The organism is Mesocryomonas lacus (assembly GCF_055730105.2).
On record NZ_JBUZWF020000005.1, the window covers coordinates 269,628 to 293,249 of the forward strand.

At 66.3% G+C, this 23,622-nt stretch carries 24 protein-coding genes and 1 tRNA gene; 10 read left to right on the plus strand and 15 right to left on the minus strand.

Annotated elements, in window-relative coordinates; genetic code table 11:
* The first annotated feature begins 73 nt into the window (after window positions 1–73).
* Window positions 74–1,084, plus strand: coding sequence for an LLM class flavin-dependent oxidoreductase (locus ACZLZQ_RS18455; protein ID WP_472950600.1), 1,011 nt, complete (start codon window positions 74–76; stop codon window positions 1,082–1,084).
* A 171-nt stretch (window positions 1,085–1,255) separates the two neighbouring features.
* Here ACZLZQ_RS18455 and ACZLZQ_RS18460 read toward each other — a convergent pair whose 3' ends face one another.
* A complete protein-coding gene (locus ACZLZQ_RS18460; RefSeq protein ID WP_472950601.1) occupies window positions 1,256–1,756 on the minus strand; it encodes a MarR family winged helix-turn-helix transcriptional regulator in 501 nt (166 codons plus the stop codon).
* A 198-nt stretch (window positions 1,757–1,954) separates the two neighbouring features.
* On the opposite strand from ACZLZQ_RS18460, the gene ACZLZQ_RS18465 reads away from it, so the two are divergent.
* Both ACZLZQ_RS18465 and typA read left to right on the plus strand, forming a co-directional pair.
* Window positions 1,955–3,988 (plus strand): M3 family metallopeptidase, encoded by a 2,034-nt coding sequence (locus tag ACZLZQ_RS18465; protein ID WP_472950683.1) that lies wholly within the window; start codon window positions 1,955–1,957, stop codon window positions 3,986–3,988.
* 228 nt (window positions 3,989–4,216) lie between these two features.
* The gene (typA, locus tag ACZLZQ_RS18470) at window positions 4,217–6,040 is read left to right on the plus strand and encodes a translational GTPase TypA (protein WP_472935511.1); all 1,824 of its coding nucleotides are present in this window, start codon (window positions 4,217–4,219) and stop codon (window positions 6,038–6,040) included.
* Between the two features lie 74 nt (window positions 6,041–6,114).
* Here typA and ACZLZQ_RS18475 read toward each other — a convergent pair whose 3' ends face one another.
* Entirely contained in the window at window positions 6,115–6,609 is a 495-nt protein-coding gene (locus ACZLZQ_RS18475; protein ID WP_472950602.1) for a GNAT family N-acetyltransferase, read from the minus strand.
* A 196-nt stretch (window positions 6,610–6,805) separates the two neighbouring features.
* Between ACZLZQ_RS18475 and ACZLZQ_RS18480 the strand changes: the two genes are divergently transcribed.
* Together ACZLZQ_RS18480 and ACZLZQ_RS18485 are read left to right on the plus strand one after the other, a co-directional pair.
* Window positions 6,806–7,657: a polysaccharide deacetylase family protein gene (locus ACZLZQ_RS18480; RefSeq protein WP_472950603.1), complete on the plus strand. Its 852-nt coding sequence runs from the start codon at window positions 6,806–6,808 to the stop codon at window positions 7,655–7,657.
* A 194-nt stretch (window positions 7,658–7,851) separates the two neighbouring features.
* The gene (locus tag ACZLZQ_RS18485; RefSeq protein WP_472935508.1) at window positions 7,852–8,313 is read left to right on the plus strand and encodes a DUF3828 domain-containing protein; all 462 of its coding nucleotides are present in this window, start codon (window positions 7,852–7,854) and stop codon (window positions 8,311–8,313) included.
* Between the two features lie 305 nt (window positions 8,314–8,618).
* Here the strand turns inward: ACZLZQ_RS18485 and ACZLZQ_RS18490 are convergent, their stop codons facing one another.
* A complete protein-coding gene (locus ACZLZQ_RS18490; RefSeq protein WP_472950604.1) occupies window positions 8,619–10,268 on the minus strand; it encodes a flavin monoamine oxidase family protein in 1,650 nt (549 codons plus the stop codon).
* A gap of 134 nt (window positions 10,269–10,402) precedes the next feature.
* On the opposite strand from ACZLZQ_RS18490, the gene ACZLZQ_RS18495 reads away from it, so the two are divergent.
* Window positions 10,403–10,786, plus strand: coding sequence for a PH domain-containing protein (locus ACZLZQ_RS18495; protein ID WP_472950605.1), 384 nt, complete (start codon window positions 10,403–10,405; stop codon window positions 10,784–10,786).
* Window positions 10,787–10,930: 144 nt separating this feature from the next.
* Window positions 10,931–11,437: a GNAT family N-acetyltransferase gene (locus ACZLZQ_RS18500; protein ID WP_472935505.1), complete on the plus strand. Its 507-nt coding sequence runs from the start codon at window positions 10,931–10,933 to the stop codon at window positions 11,435–11,437.
* Window positions 11,438–11,530: 93 nt separating this feature from the next.
* Here ACZLZQ_RS18500 and ACZLZQ_RS18505 read toward each other — a convergent pair whose 3' ends face one another.
* Complete coding sequence (locus ACZLZQ_RS18505; protein WP_472950606.1) at window positions 11,531–12,103, minus strand: DUF2585 domain-containing protein; 573 nt, start codon at window positions 12,101–12,103, stop codon at window positions 11,531–11,533.
* Window positions 12,104–12,239: 136 nt separating this feature from the next.
* Window positions 12,240–13,610 (minus strand): L-serine ammonia-lyase, encoded by a 1,371-nt coding sequence (locus ACZLZQ_RS18510; RefSeq protein ID WP_472950608.1) that lies wholly within the window; start codon window positions 13,608–13,610, stop codon window positions 12,240–12,242.
* 207 nt (window positions 13,611–13,817) lie between these two features.
* Here ACZLZQ_RS18510 and ppa point away from each other — a divergent pair, with 207 nt between their 5' ends.
* A complete protein-coding gene (ppa, locus tag ACZLZQ_RS18515; protein ID WP_472950609.1) occupies window positions 13,818–14,369 on the plus strand; it encodes an inorganic diphosphatase in 552 nt (183 codons plus the stop codon).
* Window positions 14,370–14,725: 356 nt separating this feature from the next.
* On the opposite strand, the gene ACZLZQ_RS18520 is transcribed toward ppa, so the two are convergent.
* On the minus strand, window positions 14,726–15,058 hold the full coding sequence (locus ACZLZQ_RS18520) for a DUF167 family protein (RefSeq protein ID WP_472950684.1): 333 nt from the start codon (window positions 15,056–15,058) through the stop codon (window positions 14,726–14,728).
* A complete protein-coding gene (locus ACZLZQ_RS18525) occupies window positions 15,055–15,357 on the minus strand; it encodes a YggT family protein (RefSeq protein ID WP_472935601.1) in 303 nt (100 codons plus the stop codon). The genes ACZLZQ_RS18520 and ACZLZQ_RS18525 overlap by 4 nt, the downstream gene beginning before the upstream one ends.
* A gap of 266 nt (window positions 15,358–15,623) precedes the next feature.
* Between ACZLZQ_RS18525 and ACZLZQ_RS18530 the strand changes: the two genes are divergently transcribed.
* Window positions 15,624–15,699, plus strand: a tRNA-Ala gene (locus ACZLZQ_RS18530).
* A 222-nt stretch (window positions 15,700–15,921) separates the two neighbouring features.
* On the plus strand, window positions 15,922–16,893 hold the full coding sequence (locus ACZLZQ_RS18535) for a substrate-binding domain-containing protein (protein WP_472950610.1): 972 nt from the start codon (window positions 15,922–15,924) through the stop codon (window positions 16,891–16,893).
* Between the two features lie 56 nt (window positions 16,894–16,949).
* Here ACZLZQ_RS18535 and ACZLZQ_RS18540 read toward each other — a convergent pair whose 3' ends face one another.
* The 8 genes from ACZLZQ_RS18540 to clpS form a co-directional block, all read right to left on the minus strand.
* Window positions 16,950–18,215: an ABC transporter substrate-binding protein gene (locus ACZLZQ_RS18540; RefSeq protein WP_472950611.1), complete on the minus strand. Its 1,266-nt coding sequence runs from the start codon at window positions 18,213–18,215 to the stop codon at window positions 16,950–16,952.
* A 36-nt stretch (window positions 18,216–18,251) separates the two neighbouring features.
* Window positions 18,252–19,088: a carbohydrate ABC transporter permease gene (locus ACZLZQ_RS18545; protein WP_472950612.1), complete on the minus strand. Its 837-nt coding sequence runs from the start codon at window positions 19,086–19,088 to the stop codon at window positions 18,252–18,254.
* Window positions 19,085–20,008 carry a carbohydrate ABC transporter permease gene (locus ACZLZQ_RS18550; protein ID WP_472950613.1) on the minus strand — a complete coding sequence of 308 codons (924 nt, stop codon included), beginning with the start codon at window positions 20,006–20,008 and terminating at the stop codon, window positions 19,085–19,087. Before ACZLZQ_RS18550 ends, ACZLZQ_RS18545 begins: the two co-directional genes overlap by 4 nt.
* A complete protein-coding gene (locus ACZLZQ_RS18555) occupies window positions 20,001–21,161 on the minus strand; it encodes an ABC transporter ATP-binding protein (protein WP_472950614.1) in 1,161 nt (386 codons plus the stop codon). Before ACZLZQ_RS18555 ends, ACZLZQ_RS18550 begins: the two co-directional genes overlap by 8 nt.
* A complete protein-coding gene (locus ACZLZQ_RS18560; protein WP_472950615.1) occupies window positions 21,158–21,994 on the minus strand; it encodes a metallophosphoesterase family protein in 837 nt (278 codons plus the stop codon). The genes ACZLZQ_RS18555 and ACZLZQ_RS18560 overlap by 4 nt, the downstream gene beginning before the upstream one ends.
* 211 nt (window positions 21,995–22,205) lie before the next feature.
* Window positions 22,206–22,394: an Rmf/CrpP family protein gene (locus ACZLZQ_RS18565; RefSeq protein WP_472935454.1), complete on the minus strand. Its 189-nt coding sequence runs from the start codon at window positions 22,392–22,394 to the stop codon at window positions 22,206–22,208.
* A gap of 205 nt (window positions 22,395–22,599) precedes the next feature.
* A complete protein-coding gene (locus tag ACZLZQ_RS18570) occupies window positions 22,600–23,040 on the minus strand; it encodes a DUF2383 domain-containing protein (protein WP_472950616.1) in 441 nt (146 codons plus the stop codon).
* Window positions 23,041–23,274: 234 nt separating this feature from the next.
* Window positions 23,275–23,580 carry an ATP-dependent Clp protease adapter ClpS gene (clpS, locus tag ACZLZQ_RS18575; protein ID WP_472935452.1) on the minus strand — a complete coding sequence of 102 codons (306 nt, stop codon included), beginning with the start codon at window positions 23,578–23,580 and terminating at the stop codon, window positions 23,275–23,277.
* Window positions 23,581–23,622 lie beyond the last annotated feature (42 nt).

The window sequence follows — 23,622 nt, forward strand, 5'->3', positions numbered from 1 at the left end:
ACCGCCCGCCATGCTGGACAGCGACGCCGGCCGTTCCCATCTCATGGTCTCACGCATGAGATGGACAGACCCGATGCTTCCCTATTCCGTTCTCGACCTCTCGCCGATCCCCGAAGGCGGCACCGCTGCCGACGCGCTGGCGAATTCGCTGGCCCTGGCGCAGCACGCCGAGACGCTGGGCTACAACCGCTTCTGGCTCGCCGAGCATCACAACATGACCGGCATCGCCAGCGCGGCGACGGCCGTGGTGATCGGCCATGTCGCTGCCGGCACCAAGACGATCCGCGTCGGCTCCGGCGGCATCATGCTGCCGAACCACGCCCCGCTGGTGATCGCCGAGCAGTTCGGAACGCTGGCGACGCTCTACCCCGACCGGATCGACCTTGGCCTCGGCCGGGCGCCCGGCACCGACATGAACACGGCGCGCGCGCTGCGCCGCAGCCTCGACAACAGCGACAACTTCCCGCAGGACGTGATGGAGCTGCTCGCCTATTTCGCCGAGGCGGGTCCCAACCAGCGCGTGCGCGCCGTGCCGGGCATGGGCACCAACGTCCCCGTCTGGATTCTCGGCTCCAGCCTCTACGGCGCGCAGCTCGCCGCCCATTTCGGTCTGCCCTATGCCTTCGCCTCGCATTTCGCCCCGGCAGCGCTGGAGCAGGCGATCGAGGTCTACCGCGACACTTTCCGGCCGTCGGAATATCTGGACAAGCCATATTTCATGCTGGCTATGAACGTCTTTGCCGGTGAGACGGATGCCGAGGGGCGCCGCCTTCGCAGCTCGATGGAGCAGGCCTTCGCCAATCTGCGGACGGGCCATCCGGGGCCGCTACCGCGGCCGGTGGACGACATCGACGCGGTGCTGGATCCCATGGTGAAGCACGGCGTCGACGAGGCTCTCTCCGTTTCCGCCACCGGATCGCCCGAGACGGTCAGGCGCGAGATTGCGGCGCTAGTCGCCCGCTACGCGCCGGACGAAATTATCATCACCGGCCAGATCCACGGACAGGCCGATCGGCTGCGGTCCTTCGCCATCGCGGCTGAAGCGGTGCAAGCCACCTACGCCCAGCGGGTCGCCGCGGAATAGCGGAGACTAGCTGGATCAGGCGTCCTGAAGGGCGCCTGATCCAGTGAATGGTCCCCTATGGGTGACGCAAACGACCAAAGATCGGCAACGACCGCGACGCTGCTGAAGGCGTGACCTCAGCCGTATGGGACGTTTTTGATACGTCAGACGGTCTTCAGCTCTGCTGTTTCGTCAGGCGATCTTGGCGACAACGGCCGGGATATGCATCGCCGGCTTCGGACCGCCGGATTCCAGCTCGCTGACAAGGTTTGCCCGCATCTTGATCAGCGCGCTGTCGACGATGCGCAATTCCGCCTCGTCAATTCCGGCAGTCATCTCGGCATAGATCTGCGTGGCCAGGGGCCGCACGCGCTGGAAGACCAGCTCGGCTGCGGGCGTCGGGCTGATCACCTTGGCGCGCCGATCGGTCGGATCGGTCGTCCGGGCGATCAGGCCATGGGCCTCCAGCCGGTCTAGATAGGCCGACAGTGTCATCGGCTCGACGCCCATGAGCTCTGCCAGCACGGCTTGCCGGGCGCCGCTGTTGCGCGCGACCTGGGCCAAGGCGCGGATTTCACCGGGCGTCAGTTCGAGCCCGGCACCGCCGACGACCCTCTCGAACGCCTGGCGAAACAGGCGCGATAGATCGGTGAGAAGGAAGCCGAGGGAATTTCCGGGAATGAGCTGGGTCATCGTTCTCTTCTCGAAAAAAGTGTAACCTCGACGAAGTCAGTGACGGGCCTTGCTGAATGTCCTCCGGCCTGCCTGTCATGTCGGTTTATCTTCAGACTCCGTAGCCGTTTAAGGCTCACAGAACTTGTAACGCAGTTTGCTAAGGTTGCAAAGATTATGGCAGCAAATCTCATCGACATCACCGCCGATTCTGTTGGGATGACTGAGGGGCAAGATGCTTTCAGCGGGGAATGGCCCGACTTTTCAAAGCTTAAGCCAACCGACTTCGCGCCGGCATTTGAAATGGCGATGGGTCTTCACCGGGCCGAAATAGATGCGATTGTTGCCGATCCGGCGGCGCCGAGCTTCGCCAACACCATTGGCGCAATGGAAAAGGCCGGCCGCCGGCTGTCGCGCGTCGCCTCCGCCTTCTACACGCTGGCCGGCGCCCACACCGACGAGGCGCTGCAGGCGGTGGAGCGAGAGATCTCGCCGAAACTGTCGCGGCACGGCTCGGCGATTTCGCTCGACGCCGGTCTCTTCGCCCGCATCGAGGCGGTGTTCGCGCAGCGCGAGAGCCTCGCCACGGTCGAGGACCTGTCGGCCGAGGACCTGCGCCTGCTCGACCGCGTGCATCTCGGCTTCGTGCGCGGCGGCGCCCGGCTGCAAGGCGCCGACCGCGAGCGCCTCGCCGAGGTCGACGCGACGCTGTCCGAGCTTGGTACGGCCTTCTCGCAGAACATCCTCGCCGACGAGCGCGACTTCGTCCTGCCCCTCACCGAAGCCGACCTTTCGGGACTGCCGGACTTCGCGCGATCGGCGATGGCCGAGGCGGCCCGCGAGCGCGGCATCGAGGGCTATGCACTGACGCTGTCGCGCTCCATCGTGACGCCGTTCCTGACCTTCTCCAGCCGTAGAGACCTCCGCGAAAAAGCCTTTGGCGCCTGGATCGCACGCGGCGAGAACCCCGGCCCGACCGACAACCGCACCTTGATCGCCCAAATCCTCGCGCTGCGGGCCGAGAAGGCGAAGCTCTTGGGCTTCCCGTCCTTCGCCGCCTACAAGCTCGACGACGCCATGGCCAAGACGCCCGGCGCCGTGCGCGCGCTGCTGGAAGAGGTCTGGGTCAAGGCCCGCGAGCGCGCGCTCGGCGACGCCGCAGCGCTCCAGACGCTCGCCGCCGCCGAGGGCGACAATGCCCGGCTGGAGCCCTGGGACTGGCGCTATTTCGCCGAGAAGCGCCGGCAGGCCGAGTTCGATTTCGACGAGGCGGAGCTGAAGCCGTATTTCGAGCTCGACCGGATGATCGAGGCGGCCTTCGACGTCGCGTCCCGCCTGTTCGGCCTGTCCTTCGAGCGGCGGCCAGAGGCGACCGCCTGGCATCCCGACGTCCGGATCTGGCGGGTCCGCAATGCCGACGGCGCCGAGATCGGCACCTTCCTCGGCGACTATTTCGCCCGTGCCTCCAAGCGGTCCGGCGCCTGGATGAGCAGCCTGCGCCGCCAGCACAAGCTCGACGGCGGCCAGAAGCCGGTGATCTACAACGTCATGAACTTCGCTAAGCCCGCCCCCGGCGAACCGGCACTGCTGTCGATCGACGACGCCCGCACGCTGTTCCACGAGTTCGGCCATGCGCTGCACGGCATGCTGTCCGACGTCACCTGGCCGAGCCTGTCCGGCACTTCGGTCGCCCGCGATTTTGTCGAGCTACCCTCGCAGCTCTACGAGCACTGGCTGACCGTGCCCTCGGTGCTCGAGCGCCATGCCCGCCACGTCGAGACCGGCGAGACGCTGCCGCAGGCGCTGGTCGACAAGATGAAGGCCGCCCGCACTTTCGACGAGGGCTTTGCCACCGTCGAATACACTTCTTCGGCGCTGGTCGACCTCGCCTTGCACGAGAGCGGCATGGCCCCGGCCGATCCGATGGCGCGCGAGGCGGAAATCCTCGCGGGGCTCGGCATGCCGCGCGAGATCGTCATGCGCCACCGATCCCCTCACTTCGCCCACATCTTCTCGGGCGACGGCTATTCCGCCGGCTACTACTCCTACATGTGGTCGGAAGTGCTCGATGCCGACGCCTTCGAGGCATTCACCGAGACCGGCGACGCGTTCGACACGGCGACCGGCGCGAAATTGCTGAAATACATCTACTCGGCCGGCGACACGCGCGAGGCCGCCGAGCTCTACACCGCCTTCCGCGGCCGCATGCCGACGACGCAGGCGCTCCTGCGCAAGCGCGGCTTCGCGGCCTGACTGGTCTTGCCGGCCGGTGCGTCGAGGGTCGACGCTCGGGCCGGCATACGGCCCTCACCCGGTGTCGGGGATGGCAATCGGCGACGCCCGACCCCATCTCCCAGACAGACGCTTTGCCTCAGACCTTTCGCATCTGCGGAAAATCATGTAAGGCAGCGCGCATGCAAGCTTTGCGACTTTGTTTCACGTGAAACACCGCGACGCGCCAATCTTTTCCGGTGGTATTGAATGAAGCTCCGCAACATCGCGATCATCGCGCACGTCGACCATGGCAAGACGACCCTGGTCGACAAGCTGCTCTCCCAGTCCGGCTCGTTCCGCGAGAACCAGCGCCAGGAAGAGCGGGCGATGGATTCCAACGACCTTGAAAAGGAGCGTGGCATCACGATCCTGGCCAAGGCGACCTCGGTCGAGTGGAAGGATGTCCGCATCAACATCGTCGACACGCCAGGCCACGCCGACTTCGGCGGCGAGGTCGAGCGCATCCTGAACATGGTGGACGGCGCGGTCATCCTCGTCGACGCGTCGGAAGGCCCGATGCCGCAGACCAAGTTCGTGCTCGGCAAGGCGCTCAAGGTCGGCCTGAAGCCGATCGTGGCGATCAACAAGATCGACCGCCACGACGAGCGTCACCAGGAAGTGCTGAACGAGATCTTCGACCTCTTCGTCGCGCTCGACGCAACCGAAGAGCAGCTCGACTTCCCCGTCCTCTACGGCTCGGGCCGCGGCGGCTGGATGGCCGAAGCCCCCGAGGGTCCGCAGGACAAGGGCCTCGAGCCGCTGTTCGACCTCATCGTCAAGCACGTGCCGGAGCCGGACACCGCCGGCAAGGACGAGCCGTTCAAGATGATCGGCACCATCCTCGAGGCCAACCCCTTCCTCGGCCGCATCATCACCGGCCGCATCCAGTCGGGCTCGATCAAGCCGAACCAGGCCGTCAAGGTCCTGCACGGCGACGGTACGCAGCTGGAAACCGGCCGCATCACCAAGATCCTGTCGTTCCGCGGCCTCGAGCGCGTTCCGGTTGAGTATGCCGAGGCGGGCGACATCGTCGCCATCGCCGGCCTCTCGAAGGGCACCGTCGCCGACACCTTCTGCGACCCGCAGGTCACCGAGCCGCTGGTCGCCCAGCCGATCGATCCGCCGACCGTGACGATGTCCTTCATCGTCAACAACTCGCCGCTCGCCGGCACCGAGGGTGACAAGGTCACCAGCCGCGTCATCCGCGACCGCCTGCTCAAGGAGGCCGAGGGCAACGTCGCGCTGAAGATCGAGGAAGCCGAGGACAAGGATTCGTTCTACGTCTCCGGCCGCGGCGAATTGCAGCTCGCGGTGCTGATCGAGACCATGCGCCGCGAAGGCTTCGAGATCGGCATCTCGCGTCCGCGCGTCATCATGCAGACCGGCGAGAACGGCGAGAAGCTCGAGCCGATCGAAGAGGTCGTGGTCGACGTCGACGAGGAGCATGCCGGCATCGTCGTGCAGAAGATGAGCGAGCGCAAAGCCGAGATGGTCGAGCTTCGCCCGTCTGGCGGCGGTCGCCAGCGCCTGGTCTTCCACGCCCCGACCCGCGGCCTCATCGGCTACCAGTCGGAACTGATGACCGACACCCGCGGCACGGCGATCATGAACCGCCTGTTCCACTCCTATGCGCCGTACAAGGGCGAGCTCGCCGGCCGCAACACCGGCGTCCTGATCTCAAACGACGCCGGCGAGAGCGTCGCCTTCGCGATGTTCCACCTGGAAGACCGCGGCCCGATGGTGATCGAGTCCGGCACCAAGGTCTATGAGGGCATGATCATCGGCATCCACACCCGCGAGAACGATCTCGAGGTGAACGTGCTGAAGGGCAAGAAGCTGACCAACATGCGCGCGTCCGGCAAGGACGAGGCGATCAAGCTGACGCCGCCGATCCGCATGACGCTCGACCGCGCGCTCTCCTGGATCCAGGACGACGAGCTGGTGGAAGTGACGCCGAAGACCATCCGTCTTCGCAAGCTCTACCTCGACCCGAACGAGCGCAAGCGGCACTCGAAGTCGAAGGCGGCCTGAGGCTCCCTCGGCGATCGGTATCATTTGAAAAGGCGGGGCTTCGGCTCCGCCTTTTTTTCGTTCGGGCCGGCGTCTCAGAGCCGTTTCTGCAGGAACGTCCGCGGCTGGCCGGCAGTGAAGTCGGCGATCTCGCCGCAGACCTCGAAACCCTCGCGCTCGTAGAGGCGTCGGGCGGCCGGGTTGAAGGTGTCGAGGAAGATACCCTGGCAAAGGCGGCGTCGCGCCTCGGCCTCGGCGGCAGCGAGCAGCCGGGCGGCGAAGCCTTGACCGCGCAGCGTCTCGTCGACCCAGACCTTCTCGATATAGAGCCAGCCCCAGGCGGTGTAGCCGATCACCCCGCCGACGACGCCCTCCCCGCTGCGCAGAAGCGCCGCGAGCGTCTGCCGGTTCGACGGGCCAACCGTCGCCGCGTTAAAGCCAACGAGGCCGGCCACCACGAAGGCGGCATCCTCGGCGGCGGGGGCGTCGGTTACTTCGATCCCGATCGCTGTCGCGAATGGAGCCTGCTCCGCGGGCTCTCCGGCAGAGGTGTCCGCCTTTGGGTCCATCGCGTCTGTGTCGCGGGTCATGCACGTCCTCCCCCACCGCTCCCGGCACTCTCCCAAGGGAGATCGACGTCGGCGGGCTTCCAGCCGGGCCATGGCGCGACGGCGATAGCCAACCTGCAGCAGACCTTACCACGCTGCCGGTCGGCGGCGAGCGGCGTAGGAGACTGTTAACCATGATTGCGTAAACCGCGGAGGCATTAAGAAAAAAGAGATTTGCATGATCAGGTCGTTTTCCACCCTCGCCGCCGCCTGTTGCCTGATCTTGAGCGCCGGTTGTGCCAATCTGCCGAAGAACACCGCGGGCATGCTGGCGCCGAAGCCGTTGGCCTTCGCCGATGCCGCCACAGAAGGCGTGCCGCTGCGGATGGCCGGGCCGTTTCTCGGCGACCGAAAGACGGCGCTGACCGGGAGGACGATCCTCGTCAAGTCGGTCAAGGACCTCGCGCTCCAGAAGGGCGAGGTCGTCCTCACCTTCGACGATGGCCCCTCGCCGAAATACACCGACCGCATTCTCGACACGCTCGACACCAACGGCGTCAAGGCGACGTTCCTGATGGTCGGCAGCATGGCGCGCGCCTACCCGTCGATGGTGCGCAAGGTCGCCGCCCGGGGTCACACCATCGGCTCGCACACCCAGCACCATGCCGATCTCGCGAAACTCTCGACCGAAAAGGCGCTCGGCGAAATCCGCGAGGGGCAGGAGAGCATTGCGGCGGCGCTGACGCCGATGCGGGTGCAAGCCGCGCCGTTCTTCCGCTTTCCCTATCTCTCCGACACCAAGGCGCTCCGCCACGCGCTGGCCGCGGGCGGTACCGTCGTCATCGATGCCGACGTCGATTCGAAGGACTATTTCGTCAGCACGCCGGACGAGGTCGCGAGCCGCAGCATCGCCCGCCTCGACCAGCGGGGATCCGGCATCATCCTGTTCCACGACATCCACGGCCGAACGGCGGCGATGCTGCCGGAGTTTCTGGCGGGGCTGAAGCGCCGCGGCTACACCGTGGTGAACATCGTCCCCTCGAACTCGCACCAGTCGCTGCAGAACCTTCTGATCGGCGCCGGCACCTGATCCCGTAAGCTACCCTCCCCACGGGCATCGCACCGCAGAAGGTTGGGGATGCCGGTCGGCGACCGCGCCGCCGTCAGGATCCGCAACGGTTCCCGGCGGCCCGCAGTCGCGACTGAAAGCCGCTCACGGCGTCTCTGTCCGCCGGCGATCGGCTCTGTTAATCCTCGGCGTCACCGTTCGGCGAGGATGATCCGATGCGCCTGCCTGTCCTTCTCTTCCTGTTTCTCTCCGCCCTCCTGTCGAGCCCGGCACGGGCCGAGCCCTTCGCCAGCCCGGAGGCGGTGCTGACCGCGCTCTACGCTCCCTATCTCGAGGATATCAGCGTCGAGGACTACAAGCCGTTCTTCTCGGACCGGCTGAACGGGCTCTATGCCGCCGACGAGGCGAAGACGCCGGAGGGCGAGATCGGCGCACTGGACTTCGATCCGGTGATCGCCGGCCAGGATTTCAAGATCACCAACCTCAAGATCGGCACGCCGAAGATTTCAGGCTCCGGCGCCAGCGTCACCGTCGGCTTCGACAACATGGACGACCCGACGGTGCTCTACTACAGCCTGGTCAAGGAGCACGGCGGCTGGAAGGTCGACGACATCGAGTCGCGGGGCAAGGATTTTCCCTGGAAACTCAGCACCTTGTTCGAAGAGGCCGGCGAGTAAGGTTTCGCTTGCAGCAGCTGGTGGCCTTCGGAGTTGCTCGTCGGACAGTCCGGTGCGTTGATCGACAGGATCGCCTCAGGTCCTGACGGCACAATTACTGGAACACTTTGGCAAAGCGCAGACCTTTACGATCGTCATCCTCGCGCGCAGCGCGGGGACCCATGCCTTTCCGCTTCATCCATCGTTTCGGCGAAGAACAAGCGCTGCAAGGCAGAGCGAAATTGCTTCCGAGGTCTCGGCATGGGTCCCCGCGCTGCGCGCGAGGATGACGAAATTCTACTGGTTGCGCCAATACCGCCTGCTGATCAGTCGCTAAGCCGCACCGGCTTCAGCTCGTTCCAGACGTCGCCGGGGCCCGGATTGTCGGCGGGCGACTTGCCACCGAACTGCGCCATCACGCCCCAGACGGCGTTGAGCGCGGTCTGCACGGCGCCCTCGACCCAACCGGGGGTGAACGAGACGTCGTCGCCGGCGAGGAAGATGCCGCGCTCGACCGGCGGCAGCGCCGCCTGCATGAAGTGCTCGTACATGCGGTCGTTGTAGCGGTAGTGGCCCGGCAGCGCGCCCTTGAAGGCGCCGAGGAAGTTCGGGTCCGATTCCCAGGAGACGGTGATGGGATCGCCGATGATGTGGCCGGCGATGTCCACCGTCGGATAGATCTTCGCCAGCGCGTCGAGCGCCAGCTCGACCCGCCGCTCGGCGGTGAAGGGCAGCATCTTCAGCGCGTCCGACATCCAGGAATAGGTGAGGCAGATCACCCCCGGCTGGCCTGGACCGTTGTCGAAGAGATAGGTGCCGCGGGTCAGCCGGTCGGTCAGCGTCATCGACATCACGTCGTGGCCGGTGAGCGGGTCCTTGTCCTTCCAGAACGGCCGGTCGACCATCACGAAAGTCTTCGATGACTGCATGTAGCGGGTGCGGTCGAGCGCCATCCAGAGCTTCTGGCTGAACAGGCTCTCCTCGGTCTTGATCGCGGTGGTCAAGAGCCAGCTCTGGCAAGTCGCGAGCACGGCATCATAGCCGTTGCGCCGGCCCCAGCGGTCGATCACCTCGAGATGCCCACCCGGCAGCCGGTTGATCGCCACCGCCGCCGGGCGCGTCGCGCCGTGGTTGAGGTCGGCAAGGCTCGTGCCGGCCGGCCAGTGCGCGATCTTCTCCGGCACCTTGCGCCAGATGCCCTGCGGCACCTGCTCGGCGCCGCCGACGATGTAGTGCTGGTCGTCGTCGAAGCCGAGCGCGTTGACGCGCAGGATCTCCAGCATCGAATTCGGAAAGTCCGAATCCCAGCCGCCGGTGCCGAAGCCGACCTGGCCGAACACCTCGCGGTGGCGGAAGGTGAGTTTTTGGAACGGCTTCGACGTCGTGACGAAGTCGTAGAAGGTCCGCTCGTCCCAGAGCGAGACAAGGGGGTTCCAGATCGCCTTCACCGCCGCAGCGTCGCGGGCGGCGATCGCGGCCTTCAGCGAGGCATAGCCGAACCCTTCCTCCAGCGCGTCGGCATAGGCGGCGGCGACTTCCTGGAACAGCGGCGGCAGGTCGGCGAGGGTCTCGGCGTAGAAGTGCTCGCTTTCGAGATCGACCACGGTCGAGCCGGCGGCGGCCGTCAGCGGATTGGGAAAGGGCCGGGTCGCGAGGCCGAGGTCGTCGACATAGTGGAAGAAGGCGCTGGATGTGCGGGGAAAGCGCATGGCGCCGAGCTCGGCGACGATGCCAGCGGCGCCCTCGAAGGCCTGTGAGCGCAAACGGCCGCCGAGCTGGCCGGATTCGTAGACCACCGGCTTCAGCCCGAGCTTCATCAGCTCGTGCGCCGCGACAAGCCCTGCCATGCCGGCGCCGATGATCGCGACCTCCGCGCCGTGCTTCTCGGCCGGGATCTCGCCGAGGCCCGACGGATGCTTCAGCCAGCTGTCGAAGGCGAAGGGAAAGTCCGGCCCGAAACTCGACGCGCCGCTCATCGCAGAACCAACCGACTGTTCATGGCGTCCACCCCCGCGCCCCGGCGGCGCCGTCGACTGATAGCCGCCCCGACCTATATGCGGCAAGCACGGCAGCTGCCGCGGCGCGGCGTCATTCGATGGAGAGAATGCACATGGGACTCTTGTCCGGACTGCTCGGCCTTGCCAGCGACGTCGATGTCGAAGGCGTCCGTCGCGACCTCGAACCGATCCTGGTGCCGGATGAGGAGATCGACCTCGCCTTCTCCATCGTTCGCGACCTGATGGTGTTCACCAGCCACCGGCTGATCCTCGTCGACAAGCAAGGCGTCACCGGCCGCAAGCGCGAGATCCATTCCATCCCCTACCGCTCGATCACCATGTTCTCGCTGGAAACCGCCGGCAGCTTCGATACGGATGCAGAACTGACGGTCTGGATTTCCTCGCAAGGCACCCCGATAACCCGGCAATTGTCGCGTTCTTCCAATGTTGCCGGTATTCAGCGCGCCCTTGCCACAGGTGTGCTGCAGCGCAAATAACGGTGCAAAGCAGCGGACTATGTCAATCCGTCGTTGACCATGACCGGCCGGTACGATTCCTTAGGCACAGGATCACTTCGCAGTGATTTGAAGTAAATGGATGGAACAGGCGGATCGAACCTTCGCCCTTATGGTTACCAAAGCATGAAGACGATAGCCGCCGAAGTAAGATTTGCTGAAGAAGGTGACGCAGCCGACCTGGCTTCGGTGCACGCAGCGTCGTGGCAAGGCGCCTATCGCGGGATCATTCCCTATTCGTCGCTGACGCGGATGCTGCAGCGGCGCGGGCCGGACTGGTGGCGGCAGGCGATCGGCAACCGGGCCGCGATCCTCGTCATCGAGTTCGACGGCGAGATCGCCGGCTATGCCACGCTCGGCCGCAATCGCACCAAGGCGCTGCTCGCCGACGGCGAGATCTACGAGCTCTATCTGCAGCCGAAGTTCCAAGGCCTCGGCTTCGGCCGGCGGCTGTTCGCGGCGGCGCGCGACCTGCTGCGCACCCGCGGCATGAACGGCATTGCCGTCTGGGCGCTCGCCGACAACGACAATGCGATGGAATTTTATGGCGCCCTCGGCGGCGCCGACGTTGCCGAGGGTGAAGAGACTTTTGAAGAGACGACGTTGCGCAAGGTCGCCTTCGTCTGGCGCTAGGCTGACCGCGTTCACACGCGCCCTCCTCGTACCGCGCTTTCAGGCCGCTCGTTGATGCCGCACGATCCGGGCTTGTGAGCCCCTCCCTGACGATCAGAGCGCGCCTTGCCAGTCCTTCACCGCCTGCAGCGGCCAGACGAGCATCAGGACGTTGAGCGTCAGGTTGTCCCGGACCATGACCGCGGCGAATATCTCGAAAAACAACGCGATCGCCACCGTCACCCACACCGGCAGACGTGCGGCGAGGACCAAGCCGAGCATCATGAAGCCGATGTCGCTCATCGAGTTCAGCACGCTGTCGCCAGTATAGTCGAGCGCGATCGTCGCCGCGCGGTAGCGGCTGATGACCAGCTGGCTGTTCTCGAGAATCTCCCAGGCGGCCTCCAGCGCCACGGCCATCGCCAGCCGCAGTCCCAGCGGCTGGCCGCGGGCGATCCACCGGAACAGCGCGAAGAACAGGAAGCCGTGGATCAGGTGCGAGGGCGAGTACCAGTCGGAAAGCTGCTGCGAATTTTCCGGGCTGTTCACCGCGCCGTTCCACAGCGAGACGGTCCCGCAAGGACAGATCGCCACCCGGCCCATCAAGAGAAGGACCGCAGCGGTCGCGGCCATCAGCGCCAGCACGAGGACGATGTGCCACGGGGCAAAGCGGGCGTTGCTGGGCATTCAGGCTCCGAGAAAAAGGGCGGCCTCCGGGAAACAAGGCGGGCGAACCGGCGGGCTTCGGCTCTCGGTTACATGTCGACCGGATGCGAGTCCGCCGTTTCGGCTCGGCAGCCGAGGAGGTGCGAAGCGAGGCTTCTCAGCACTCCGGAAAATTCACGGCAAGGCCCCCTTGCGAGGTCTCCTTGTATTTCGACTGCATGTCCCGCCCGGTCTCGCGCATGGTGTGGATCACCTTGTCGAGCGAGACGACATGGCGCCCGTCGCCGCGCAGCGCCAGCGACGCCGCCTGGATGGCGCTGACGGCACCGAAGGCGTTGCGCTCGATGCACGGGATCTGCACGAGGCCGCCGATCGGGTCGCAGGTGAGGCCAAGATGGTGCTCCATGCCGATCTCGGCGGCATTCTCGATCTGCGCGATCGTGCCGCCGAGCGCTGCGGCGAGCCCCGCCGCCGCCATCGAGCAGGCGACGCCGACCTCACCCTGGCAGCCGACCTCGGCGCCGGAGATCGAGGCGTTCATCTTGAACAAGCCGCCGACCGCGGTGGCGGTGAGAAGGAAGTCGCGCGCCCCCGCCATCGCCGCGCCCGGGCAGTGCTCGCGGAAATAGCGCAGCACCGCCGGCATGATGCCCGCCGCGCCGTTGGTCGGCGCGGTGACGACGCGCCCGCCCGCGGCATTCTCCTCGTTGACGGCGATGGCGTAGAGGCTGACCCAGTCCATGATCTGATGCGGCGGCCGGTCGTTGGCGGTGCGCTCGGCCTCCAGCTTCTCGCGCAGCGCCGCGGCGCGGCGGCGGACCTGCAGCCCGCCCGGCAGCTCGCCTTTGCGGGTCAGGCCGCGGTCGATGCAGTCCATCATCGCGCGGTGAACCAGCGCGATGTGCGCCTCGACCTCCTCGGCCGGCCGCAGCGCGCACTCGCTGCGGAACACCATCTCGGCGATCGACAGGCCGTGCTCCTCGCCGAGTGCCATCAGCGCGCGGCCGCTGCGAAAGGCGAAGGGCACCGGGCGCTCGTCGGCGGAGAGCTGGCCGACCTCCGACTCCTCGACGATGAAGCCGCCGCCGACCGAGCACCAACGCTGGGCCAAGAGGACGGCGCCGTCCGCATCGAGCGCTGCGAAGGCGAGCGTATTGGGGTGCTGCGGGGTCTCCGAAATGCCGTCGAAGACGATGTCGAGGGCGGGGTCGAAGTCGATCGGGGCCCCGCCGCCGAAAGCGAGTCGCTTCTCCTTCGACAAAGCCGCGACGGTCGCGTCGGCGGCATCGGCATCCACCGTCTCCGGCCGCATGCCGGCAAGGCCGAGGATCACCGCCTTGTCGGTGCCGTGGCCCTTGCCGGTCCAGGCGAGCGAGCCGAAGAGGTCGACCCGCAGCCTGACCGTGCGCCCGACCAGGCCTTGCTGCCGTGCCGCCTCGGCGAACATGAAGGCGGCCTTCATCGGCCCGACCGTGTGCGACGAGGACGGGCCGATGCCGATCTTGAAGAGCTCGAAAATGCTGATCATGCCCGTCTCCAGAATGCGTCCCGGCTGCGGATCCGGGACAGAGCGAGGATAGGCAGGCCGCGTGTCGCCACCGTGTCCATCCGCGACATCGGCGGGGTCGCCGTACGGGTCGCGGTAACCTTGCGCAGCGCCCGAACACGCCGCCGTGTTGCACGGCCGCTCGCTTCCCGGTAAGCAGCGCGCATTATCCGAAGGAAGGTTATTTCCATGCGCATCGACGCCATCCCGCGGGGCAACAACCCGCCCGAAGACATCAACGTCATCATCGAGTGCCCGGTCGGCGGCCACCCCATCAAGTACGAGATGGACAAGGAAGCCGGCGCGCTGTTCGTCGACCGCTTCCTCTATACGCCGATGACCTATCCCGGCAATTACGGCTTCGTGCCGCACACCCTGTCCGACGATGGCGACCCGATCGACGTGCTGGTGTGCAACACCCGTCCGCTGTTCCCAGGCTGCGTCATCAACTGCCGGCCGATCGGCGTGCTGATCATGGAAGACAACAGCGGCCAGGACGAAAAAATCCTCGCCGTGCCGTCGCCAAAACTCACCCGCCGCTACGAGAACGTCACCGAATACAACCAGCTGCCGGAAATCTCGCTGCAGCAGATCGCCCACTTCTTCGAGCACTACAAGGATCTCGAGCCCGGCAAATGGGTGAAGATCGGCGATTGGGGCGACAGCGCCATGGCCAAGAAGCTGATCCTCGAGGCCGTCGACCGCGACGCCGCCTACAAGACCGGCACGCTGCAGAAGTAGGCGCGACCAATTAGCGCCTGACAACGACCGCGTCGGCCCGGCCGGCGCGGTCGTTGTCGTTTTCGGGGCCGGCTATTCCGCACGGGAGGCGCCAGCCGCTTGAAGTTCCGTCATCCTCGCGCGCAGCGCGGGGACCCATGCCGAAGCGGGGAAATCGACACTACGGTGGAGGTAATCTGCCAACTCCTGGGCCGGACAGCGATGCCATAGCAGAGGCATGGGTCCCCGCGCTGCGCGCGAGGATGACGACCGTTGAGGTCAGCTCCCTTAACGCATGATCGTCGAGGTCAGCTCCCTAAGCGCGCGACCGTTGAGGTCAGCTCCCTTCACGCGGGATCGGTGAGGTCGCGCCCTTCCTAATGGCCGCCGGCGAGCAGGCTCTTGAGCCGCGCCAGAGCGTCCGACAGCGCCGCGGAATCACCGTTGGCGACCACCGTCTTAACGCGCCCCTTGCCGCCGCTGGCGAGCGACAGGCTGGATTTCGGCAGCTTCAGGGATTTGGCCAGCAGCGCGATGAGGGCGGCATTGGCCGCCCCGTCCTCGGGCAAGGCCCGCACCCTGGCGATCAGCACGGCGCGGCCGTCCGGCGCGACGCCGATGCCATCGATCCGGTCGGCGGAGGCTTTCGGCGTCAGCCGGATGCGGAGCGAGAGCCCCTCCGGCAGGCGCTCGAAGAAGGCCTCGCTCAGATGCCGGCCCGCACCACGGCCGGCGCGATGTAGAGGACGATCAGCTGCTGCAGGAAGAAGATCGCGAGCAACACCACCAGCGGCGAGAGATCGATGCCGCCGAGATCCGGCAGCACCCGGCGGATCGGCCGGTACAGCGGTTCGGTGGCGCGGTAGAGGAAGCGCCCGACCTGGTCGACGAACTGGTTGCCGGGATTGACGATGTTGAAAGCGTAAAGCCAGGAGACGATCGCCGACAGGATGATCAGCCACCACAGCATATCGAGAACGAGGAGGACGACTTGCAGGACAGCGAGCATGGCAAAGCCTTCGTGGAGATCGGCCTTCATCTAACGACGCTGCCCCTGCCGCGCAAGGCGTTGGCCCCGAGCGATCGCCGGCATCGTTACCGCTCCGGCAAGACGATCAACGGCCGCATCCGGCTGCACTGTCGCCGCAGGCCTTTCGCCTCCCGGCCCGGGTTCGGTGCCGGGCCGCGCCGTCCCGTCGGGCCGTATCGCCGGCACATCATCCCGGCGCTTGACACTCCCCGCCCCCACGCTCTAGATGCAGCCGTCTGGTGGATGGGGCTGTAGCTCAGTTGGGAGAGCGCGTCGTTCGCAATGACGAGGTCAGCGGTTCGATCCCGCTCAGCTCCACCAGGACACTTTCTCCCGTATAACTGCCTTCCACATCTCTGCCACCCGGATGACGGTGCATTGCCGCCATTCGTTTTCGCGGCTTGTCCATGCCATTGGTGCGCCGCATCATGCGCCCGTGCTGCCGTCCCCGTGCCGTGAGCCGTTCCGTCTGCGGAAGCCGGATGATGGATGGTGGCCGGCGAGCCTTGATTTCAGCACGCACCATCGGCAGCAAAGAAGCACATGGCGACCTATGAGGAGATCGCGCGTCGGGCGGCATGTTCCGTCTCGACCGTCGGCCGGGTGCTGAACCGGTCCGGGCCGGTCGGCGCGGAGATGATCCGGCGCGTCCGGCAAGCGGAAAGCGAGCTCGAGGCGAGCCTCTATGTCCGGCGCCATGAGCGGCGCATGATCGGTGTCCTCGTGCCGAGCGTGACCAATCCGGTGTTCGCGCAGTCGCTGTCGAGCATCCAGGAGCGGATGCGCGGGGCCGGCCACGGCGTCCTCATCGCGCAGTCGAACTACGATCCCGAGCAGGAAGTGGAAGCGGTCGCAGCGCTGCTGGCCGAGCGGCCGCGCGGGCTGATCCTGACGGTGTGCTCGGCCGCCGACAGTGCAGCCTTGCGGGGCGCCTTGCCGCCAACCGTGCTGCTGCACAATGCGGCGACGCCGGATCATCCGGCGGCGGTGACGGTCGACAACCACCGGGCGGCAGAGCGGCTGACGGCGCATCTCGTTCACCTCGGGCACCGCCGCATCCTCTTCGTCTCCGGCGAGTTCACCGCCTCCGACCGGGCGGCGCGGCGTCACCAGGGGTACCGTGCGGCGATGATGGCGGCGGGGCTCGCCCCGCTGCAGCCGGTCGAGGTGTCGTTCATCGACGACTACGCCATGCTCGATCTCACCGGCGCGCTCGCCGAACACCGGCCGAGTGCGATCATCGCCTCGAACGACCTCTTGGCGCTCGGCGTCCTCCACGCGCTGCGCAGCCATGGCGTCGCCGTGCCCGCGGACGTCTCGGTCGCCGGCTTCGACGGCATGGCGATCGGCCGGATGATCGCGCCGACCCTCTCGACAGTCGACATTCCGAACGCGGCGATGGGCGCCGTCGCCGCCTCGCTCCTCCTCGACATGCTCGACAACGCCGCGCCGGCCCGGAGCATGATGATGGATGTCCAGCTCTATCCCGGCGGCACCGTCCGCGACCTCCGGTAACGCCGAAAGGGCGGACCGTTGCCGGCCCGCCCTTTCCGTCCGTCCCGAGGGTCGGTTTACTTCCGCGGCAGCAGCTTCTGCACCTCGCCGGCGGCATCCGCGAGTGCCTCCTCGGGCGTTGCCGACTGCTCGACGATGCGCGACAGGTTGTCGACGATGGTCTGCGTCACCCGTACGCCGTTCGAGCCGGGGAAGGCGTACCAGGGCACCATCTTCGGCATCTGGTTCAGGCCGGGACGGAACAGCGGATTCTTCTCGTAGAAATCGGCGAGGTATTCCTTGGAGGTCGCGGCGAGTTCGTTGTTCGGGACGTAGCCGGTGCCCGGCACGACGACCGAGGCGCCGTAAGGGCCGGCGGCGAAGGTGGCGAAGCGCCAGGCGGCGTCGAGCTTGGCTTCGTCGCGGGTGAGGATGACGACGGCATTGCCGCCGGTCGGCAGATGGCCCTTGGCGGGGTCGATCATCGGGATCGGGCCGGTGCGCAGGTCGAACTTCTCGCCGACATTGTTGATGGTGTTGCGAAGCGCGCCCGTGGTCTGGAAGGCGAAGCCGACCTTGCCGGCGACGAAGGCCTGCTCGCCGGCCTGCTTGGTGAGGACGGGCAGACCGCCCTCCTTGACCATGCGACCCAGCACGGTCATCGCCGCGAGGCCCTCGGGGCCGCCGAAGGCGACCTTCTTCATGTCAGCATCGAGCATGTGGCCGCCGGCGCCGAAGAGCAGCGCCGAGAACATCCAGTCGTCGCCCTGCCAGCGGAAATCGATGCCCTCATTGCCGTCGCCGAGCGCCTTGATCTTGCCGCCAAGCGCGATGACCTCGTCCCAGGTGGTGGGCGGAACGTCGGGGTTGCCGCCGGCCGCGCGGACGAGATCGGCATTGTAGTACATGATCGGGTTCGACGTCGCGAAGGCGAGGCCGACCTGCTTGCCGTCGACCTGGGCGAGCTTCAGGATGTTGTCCGAAAAGCCCTTAGTGGACATGTCGCCCTCCTTGGCCATCAGCGGCGCGAGGTCGAGCGGAATGTCGCGCTCGTTGACCATGCGCAGCCGGTTCAGGCCGATGAAGGTGATGTCCGGCGCCTCGGCGGTGCCGAACTGGCGCAGGATCGTCTGGACGCCCTCCTCATAGGTCGCCGAGGGGCTGGCGAAGCTGATTTTGACGTCGGGATTTTCCTCCATGAACTTCTTGGAGATCTTGTCCATCACGTCCTTGAAGAAGCCGGGCATCGGATAGTGCACGGTCAGCGTCGTGTCGGCGAAGGCAGGCGCGCAGAGGCTCGAGGCAATCGCAGCGGCTGCGAGCGCCCGTTTGATGATGTTCATGCTGGTTCTCCTGGGGAGGTGCCTGGGGGTGGCCGGTCAGCCCTTCAGACCGGTCATGGTGATGCCTTCGACGAAGCGCTTCTGCGCGAGCAGGAAAGCGACCACGAGCGGAAGCGTGATGATGAGCGTGGCGGCCATCAGCGCGCCGTAGTCGTCGCCGGCCTCGGCCGAGCGGAAGAACAGGAGGCCGAGCGGCGGGGTCGCGTAGCGGCCGTCGGTGACGACGATCAGCGGCCAGAACAGGTCGTTCCAGTGCGCGACGACCGAGAAGATCGCAAAGGCGGTCACCGCCGGCCAGGCATTGGGCACGACGACGCGCAGGAGGATCGAGATCTCCGACATGCCGTCAAGGCGCGCAGCGTCGATCAAATCGTCGGGCAGCGCCCGGAAGAACTGCAGGAACAGGAAGATCGCAAACACCGAGATGGTGAAGGGCGCGACCAGCGCCGTGTAGCTGTTCAGCATCGAGAGCTCGCCGAAAGCGAGGTAGATCGGCAGCGCGGTGGCATGGATCGGCACGAGGAGGCCGAGCATCACCAGCGCCATCATCGGCTTCAGCCCGCGAAAGCGGAGCTTCGCCATGGCGTAGGCGCAGGGCAGCGCCACCACGACCTGGAAGAACAGGATGAGGCCGCAGACGAGGACGCCGTTGAACAGCAGCGTTCCCATCGGCACCCGGCCAAGCGCCTTGGCGATGTTGGCGCCGTAGGACCAGGTCTCCGGGATGAGGTTCAGCGAGGAGGAGAAGATCTCCGCCCGCGACTTGCCGGCGACGGAGACCATCCAGATGTAGGGCGCGAGCATGACGATCGCGCCGAGCGACAGCAGCGACAGGCGCAAGGCCCGGCCGGCGGAGAGCGAGCGGGCGATCATGTGTAGTGCACCCGGCGGTCGAGGACGCGGTACTGGATCATCATCAGGACGACCAGGATGGCGAGGAAGATCACCGTCATCGCCGAGGCGTAGCCGACGCGGAGATAGACGAAGCCCTCCTGGTAGATGGTGAAGAGCAGCACCTCGGAGGCCTTGTTCGGCCCGCCCTCGGTCAGTGTCTTCACCGTCTCGAACACCTTGACCGAGTTGATGACGCTGATGGTCGCGACGAACAGCGTCGTCGGCCCGAGCATCGGCCAAGTGACAAGCCGGAACCGCTCCCAGGCGGTGCGGGCGCCGTCGACTTCGGCCGCGGCATAGAGGTCGCGCGGGATGGCGGTGAGACCGGCGAGGAACAGCACCATGTTGAAGCCGATGGTCTGCCAGATGCCGATGAGAGCAAGGCTCACCAGCACCGTGCTGCTCGACCCCAGCCAGTTCGGCCCGGCGATCCCGATGGTCGCGAGCATCGCGTTGACCGGGCCGATGGTCGGATGCAGCAGGTACTGCCAGACCGTCGCCATGGCGACGAGCAGCGAGGCGACGGGGAGGAAGTAGACGGTGCGGAAGAAGGCCTTGCCGCGGGTCTCCGCCTCGATCAGCAAGGCGACGCCGAGGCCGAGCGCGATCGAGACCGGGGTGACGATGAGCGAATAGACCACGGTGTTCGAGAGCGAAGTGCGGAAGGTGCGGTCGCCCCAGAGCTCGGCATAGTTCTCGAAGCCGACGAAGCGGAAGCTGCCATAGCCGAGCTCGAAATCGGTGAGGCTGAGAACCACCACCGCGATCGTCGGCAGGATGACGAAGAGGCCGAGGAGGATCAGCGCGGGCGAGGCCAGGAGCAGCGCCTTGCGCTCGTCGCTGGCGGCCTTGCGGACTGGCCGGACGGCGGCGGGGTTGAAGACCAGCGCCTCAGACATGCGCCGCCTCCGGGCGGCGCGCGGCCGCGGTCTGGCGGATGCGCTGGCCGTCGGGGGCGAAGATCAGCACGTTGGCGGGCTCAAAGCCAAGCGCGACGCGCTGGCCGGGCGCGATGCCCGCAGCCTCCAGCGGGCTCAGCTTGGCGACGCAGGCTTCCGATGCGCCATCCGGGCGGGCGAAGACGAGAACCTCCGAGCCCAAGAACTCCAGCCGCTCGACCACGGCGTCGAGGGTGTTCGTGCCCGGCGTTCCGAGCCGCAGAAATTCCGGGCGGATGCCGAGGGTGATGGCGGTGCCCGGCAGCATGCCGCGCACGCCGATCAGCGCGACGTCGCCGCTGCGGGCGAAGCCGCCGGTATCGACGGTGGCGGGAATGAGGTTGATGCGCGGCGAGCCGACGAAGCGGGCGACGTCGAGATGCGCCGGATCCTCGTAGATCGCCTGCGGTGAGGCGAGCTGCAACAGGTGGCCGCCGATCATTACCGCGACGCGGTCGGCCATCGACAGCGCCTCGGCCTGATCGTGGGTGACGTAGATGGTCGGCACCCCGGCGCGGCGGTGGAGATCGACGATCTCGCCGCGGGCGTGGACGCGAAGGTTGGCGTCGAGGTTGGACAGCGGCTCGTCCATCAGGAACACCGCCGGTCGCCGAACCAGAGCGCGGGCAAGCGCCACGCGCTGGCGCTGGCCGCCGGACATCTGGCCGGGCTTGCGGTCGAGGAGATGCTCGATCTGCAGCGTCACCGCCGTCTCGCGCACGCGGCTTAGGATGTCGGCCGCAATTTTCCGCGTGCCGGGCAGCAGGCGGCCAAGCACCGGCAGGCGCTGGCGGGTGTTGAGGTCGCGCATTGCCAGCGGCACGGCGATGTTCTCGCCGGCGGTGAGGTGCGGATAGAGCGCGTAGGACTGGAACACCATGGCGACGTTGCGGTCGGCAGGTCCCGCCTCGGTAACGTCGCGGCCGCCAATCGAGATCTGCCCGGTATCGGCCTGGTCGAGCCCGGCGATGATGCGCAACAAGGTCGACTTGCCACAGCCGGACGGGCCGACGAGGGCGATGAACTCGCCGGGCTCGGCGGTGATGGAAATGTCCTTCAGGATGGCGTTGCCGCCGAAGGACTTGCAGATATTGCGGATGGCGAAGGCGGTCATTGCGCCGCCTCGGGAACGTCTTTCGGCTGCGCCCAGGGATAGACCTCGTGGATGACGTCGTCGATCGCGTAGCGGGTGAGGCCGGGCACCGCAACGACCTCGCTGACGAGATTTTCCCCCAGCGTGTGGACGACGGCACCGAGCATGCGCTCGCCCGGCATCTCGCGCTCCAGCCCGTCGACGACGAAGGCCGAGGACGGCGCCCAGACCAGCGCCATGTCGCCGAGCGTGCCAGCCCAGCTCCAGTGGATGTGGCCGCTGGCGAAGAGCGCGACGTCGTGTCCCGCAAACAGATCGAGCAGTCGCTGGCGGCTGGCGGGATCGATGCCCCAATAGCCGGTATCGCCTTCGCCCGGCCGGTCGATGAACAGCGGCTTGTGCGAGAACACCGCGACGCGGCGGCCGGCACGGCTGGCCAGCGTCTCGGCCAGCCAGTCGAAATGCGCGGCTTCCTCCCGGCTGCCATGGCCGAACAGGAGGGCGTCGAGACCGATGAGGCGCCAATCGCCATGGTCCTCGGCGAAATGATCGGGGCCGACGCACTCCTTCCAGCGGGCGAGGCGCTCGGCATCGACAGGCTGGCGCGAACCGGCGAGATGGCCGACGTCATGGTTGCCCGGCAGGACCAGAACCGGCGCGGAGAGCTGGCGCATCAGGTTCATCGAGAAGGTGAGGTCGGCCGCGTGGTCCGCGCCGTCGACCGAGAGATCCCCCGTGTGGATGACGAGATCGGGCTGGACGGACTGGATCCACTCCGCCAGCGGCGCCCAGTTCCGGTTGAAATGCGGCTTGGACGGGCTGAGATGGGTGTCGGTGATCTGGACGATTTTCATGATGGCCGGGCGCTTTCAGTCGGTCGGACGGACCGGCCTGCCCAATGGCAAGAGAAGTCGCCGATCCCTGCGGCCTGTTAGCAAAACGCGATGTCACTTTGACAACGGACCCACTCAGCCGGCGCTCAGTTTCGTCATGGAAGTTTCATGTGGCGCAGCGCTTTGTCCGGCCTTGGCCGGAAGGGCAGCCCGAGGCACTGCGGCAGCGGGCCTAGCCGGCTCGGGCGAACCTCACCGCGCTGCGCTCGTATTCCAGCCGCAGCTGGAACTCCGCCTTCTGCTGCTTCCAGCCTTCGACCCAGCTGCGAAAGGCAGGGGTCCCCGGCGCATGCGGACACTGGTCGCGCTCCATGCCGCGGTTGAAGGCCCTCGCCCCTTCCCGTCTGCGATTGTCGTCCATCACCACCTCCCGCAACGTCAGGCCCACATGCTGGGCCTGCCAACCTGCGCGAAGCTTTCCTGACGATTCCGGACGACACCGACCACCCGACGCGGCGTCACGTATGGTCAAGGGCGATCGACGTCCCCTTCCGCTATCTCAGTAGCCAACCAGACACACGAATGCCTCGCGAGCAGGGCTCGCGGGGCTTATCGAATGCAAGCGGTCAGGCGTTGGCGTCCATCCAGTCCTTGTGGCGGGACTCGTCGGCAAAAGCCTTGCGAAAATAGGTCTGCGCCTCGATCGAGGCGACAGCGTTTTTCGACGCGTGATCATAGGCCATCTTGGTCTCGATCTCGTTCGTCGACATGGCCTTCAGGATGGCCCCATCGCCGATAATGGCGGCGAGCGCCACCTTGCCGGTCGTCAGGTATCCTTTCAGGTCGCCTTCCGTTGGCGCGGCCACGCCAAGGCTCGCGGCCATCCTCGTGAGCTCGGCGACATGCTCGTCATGATCGCGCTTGAACTCGGCGATCTTGGTCTTGGCGACCTCGCTGTCGAGCCGTGAAAGCGTGCTCTCATAGGCTGCGATCGCGTCATGCTCGAGGATCAGGAGGTTCTGCACGAGCTTCTCGAAGCTGTCTTCGGTACCGACTGTGGTGACCATCTCATTCTCCCTTCCGGTTAGGCAGAAGGAAGATCGCCACAGATGATCGGTTTCACCTCAGGTTGTTGGCCGGCTCCGGAATTCCCGCGTCAATACCAATATGGCGATGGAACGCCGCGCATACTTCAGGAACGCCGTGCCAGAAAGGCATCACGGCAGGGGCTTCAGAGACAATCAGTCTTAAGGACATTACGCTTTGCACGGCATCGTACAAATGCTGCACTCTCGTTGCCGCTACTCCTCCGGCTCGGCGAGGAACATCAGCGGAAAGCCAGCGGCCTTTCCGGCCTCGCTGGCCTGCGAGGCCTTCGTCTCGGCGACGTCCTGCGGATAGACCGAGACGACGCAGCTGCCCTTCTGGTGGGCGGTGATCATCACCTTGCTCGCTTCGTCGTCGCTGAGCCGGAACTCGCCCTTGAGGACGCGGACGACGAACTCGCGCGGCGTGTAGTCGTCGTTGAGGAGAATGACCTTGTAGAGGCGCGGGCGCTCGACCTTTTCCTTGGTGACGGTACGAGGTTTCAGGTCGTTGTCGGGCATTTCGGGACTCCGGATCTTTCGCGGCCCATGACGGCTGACGCT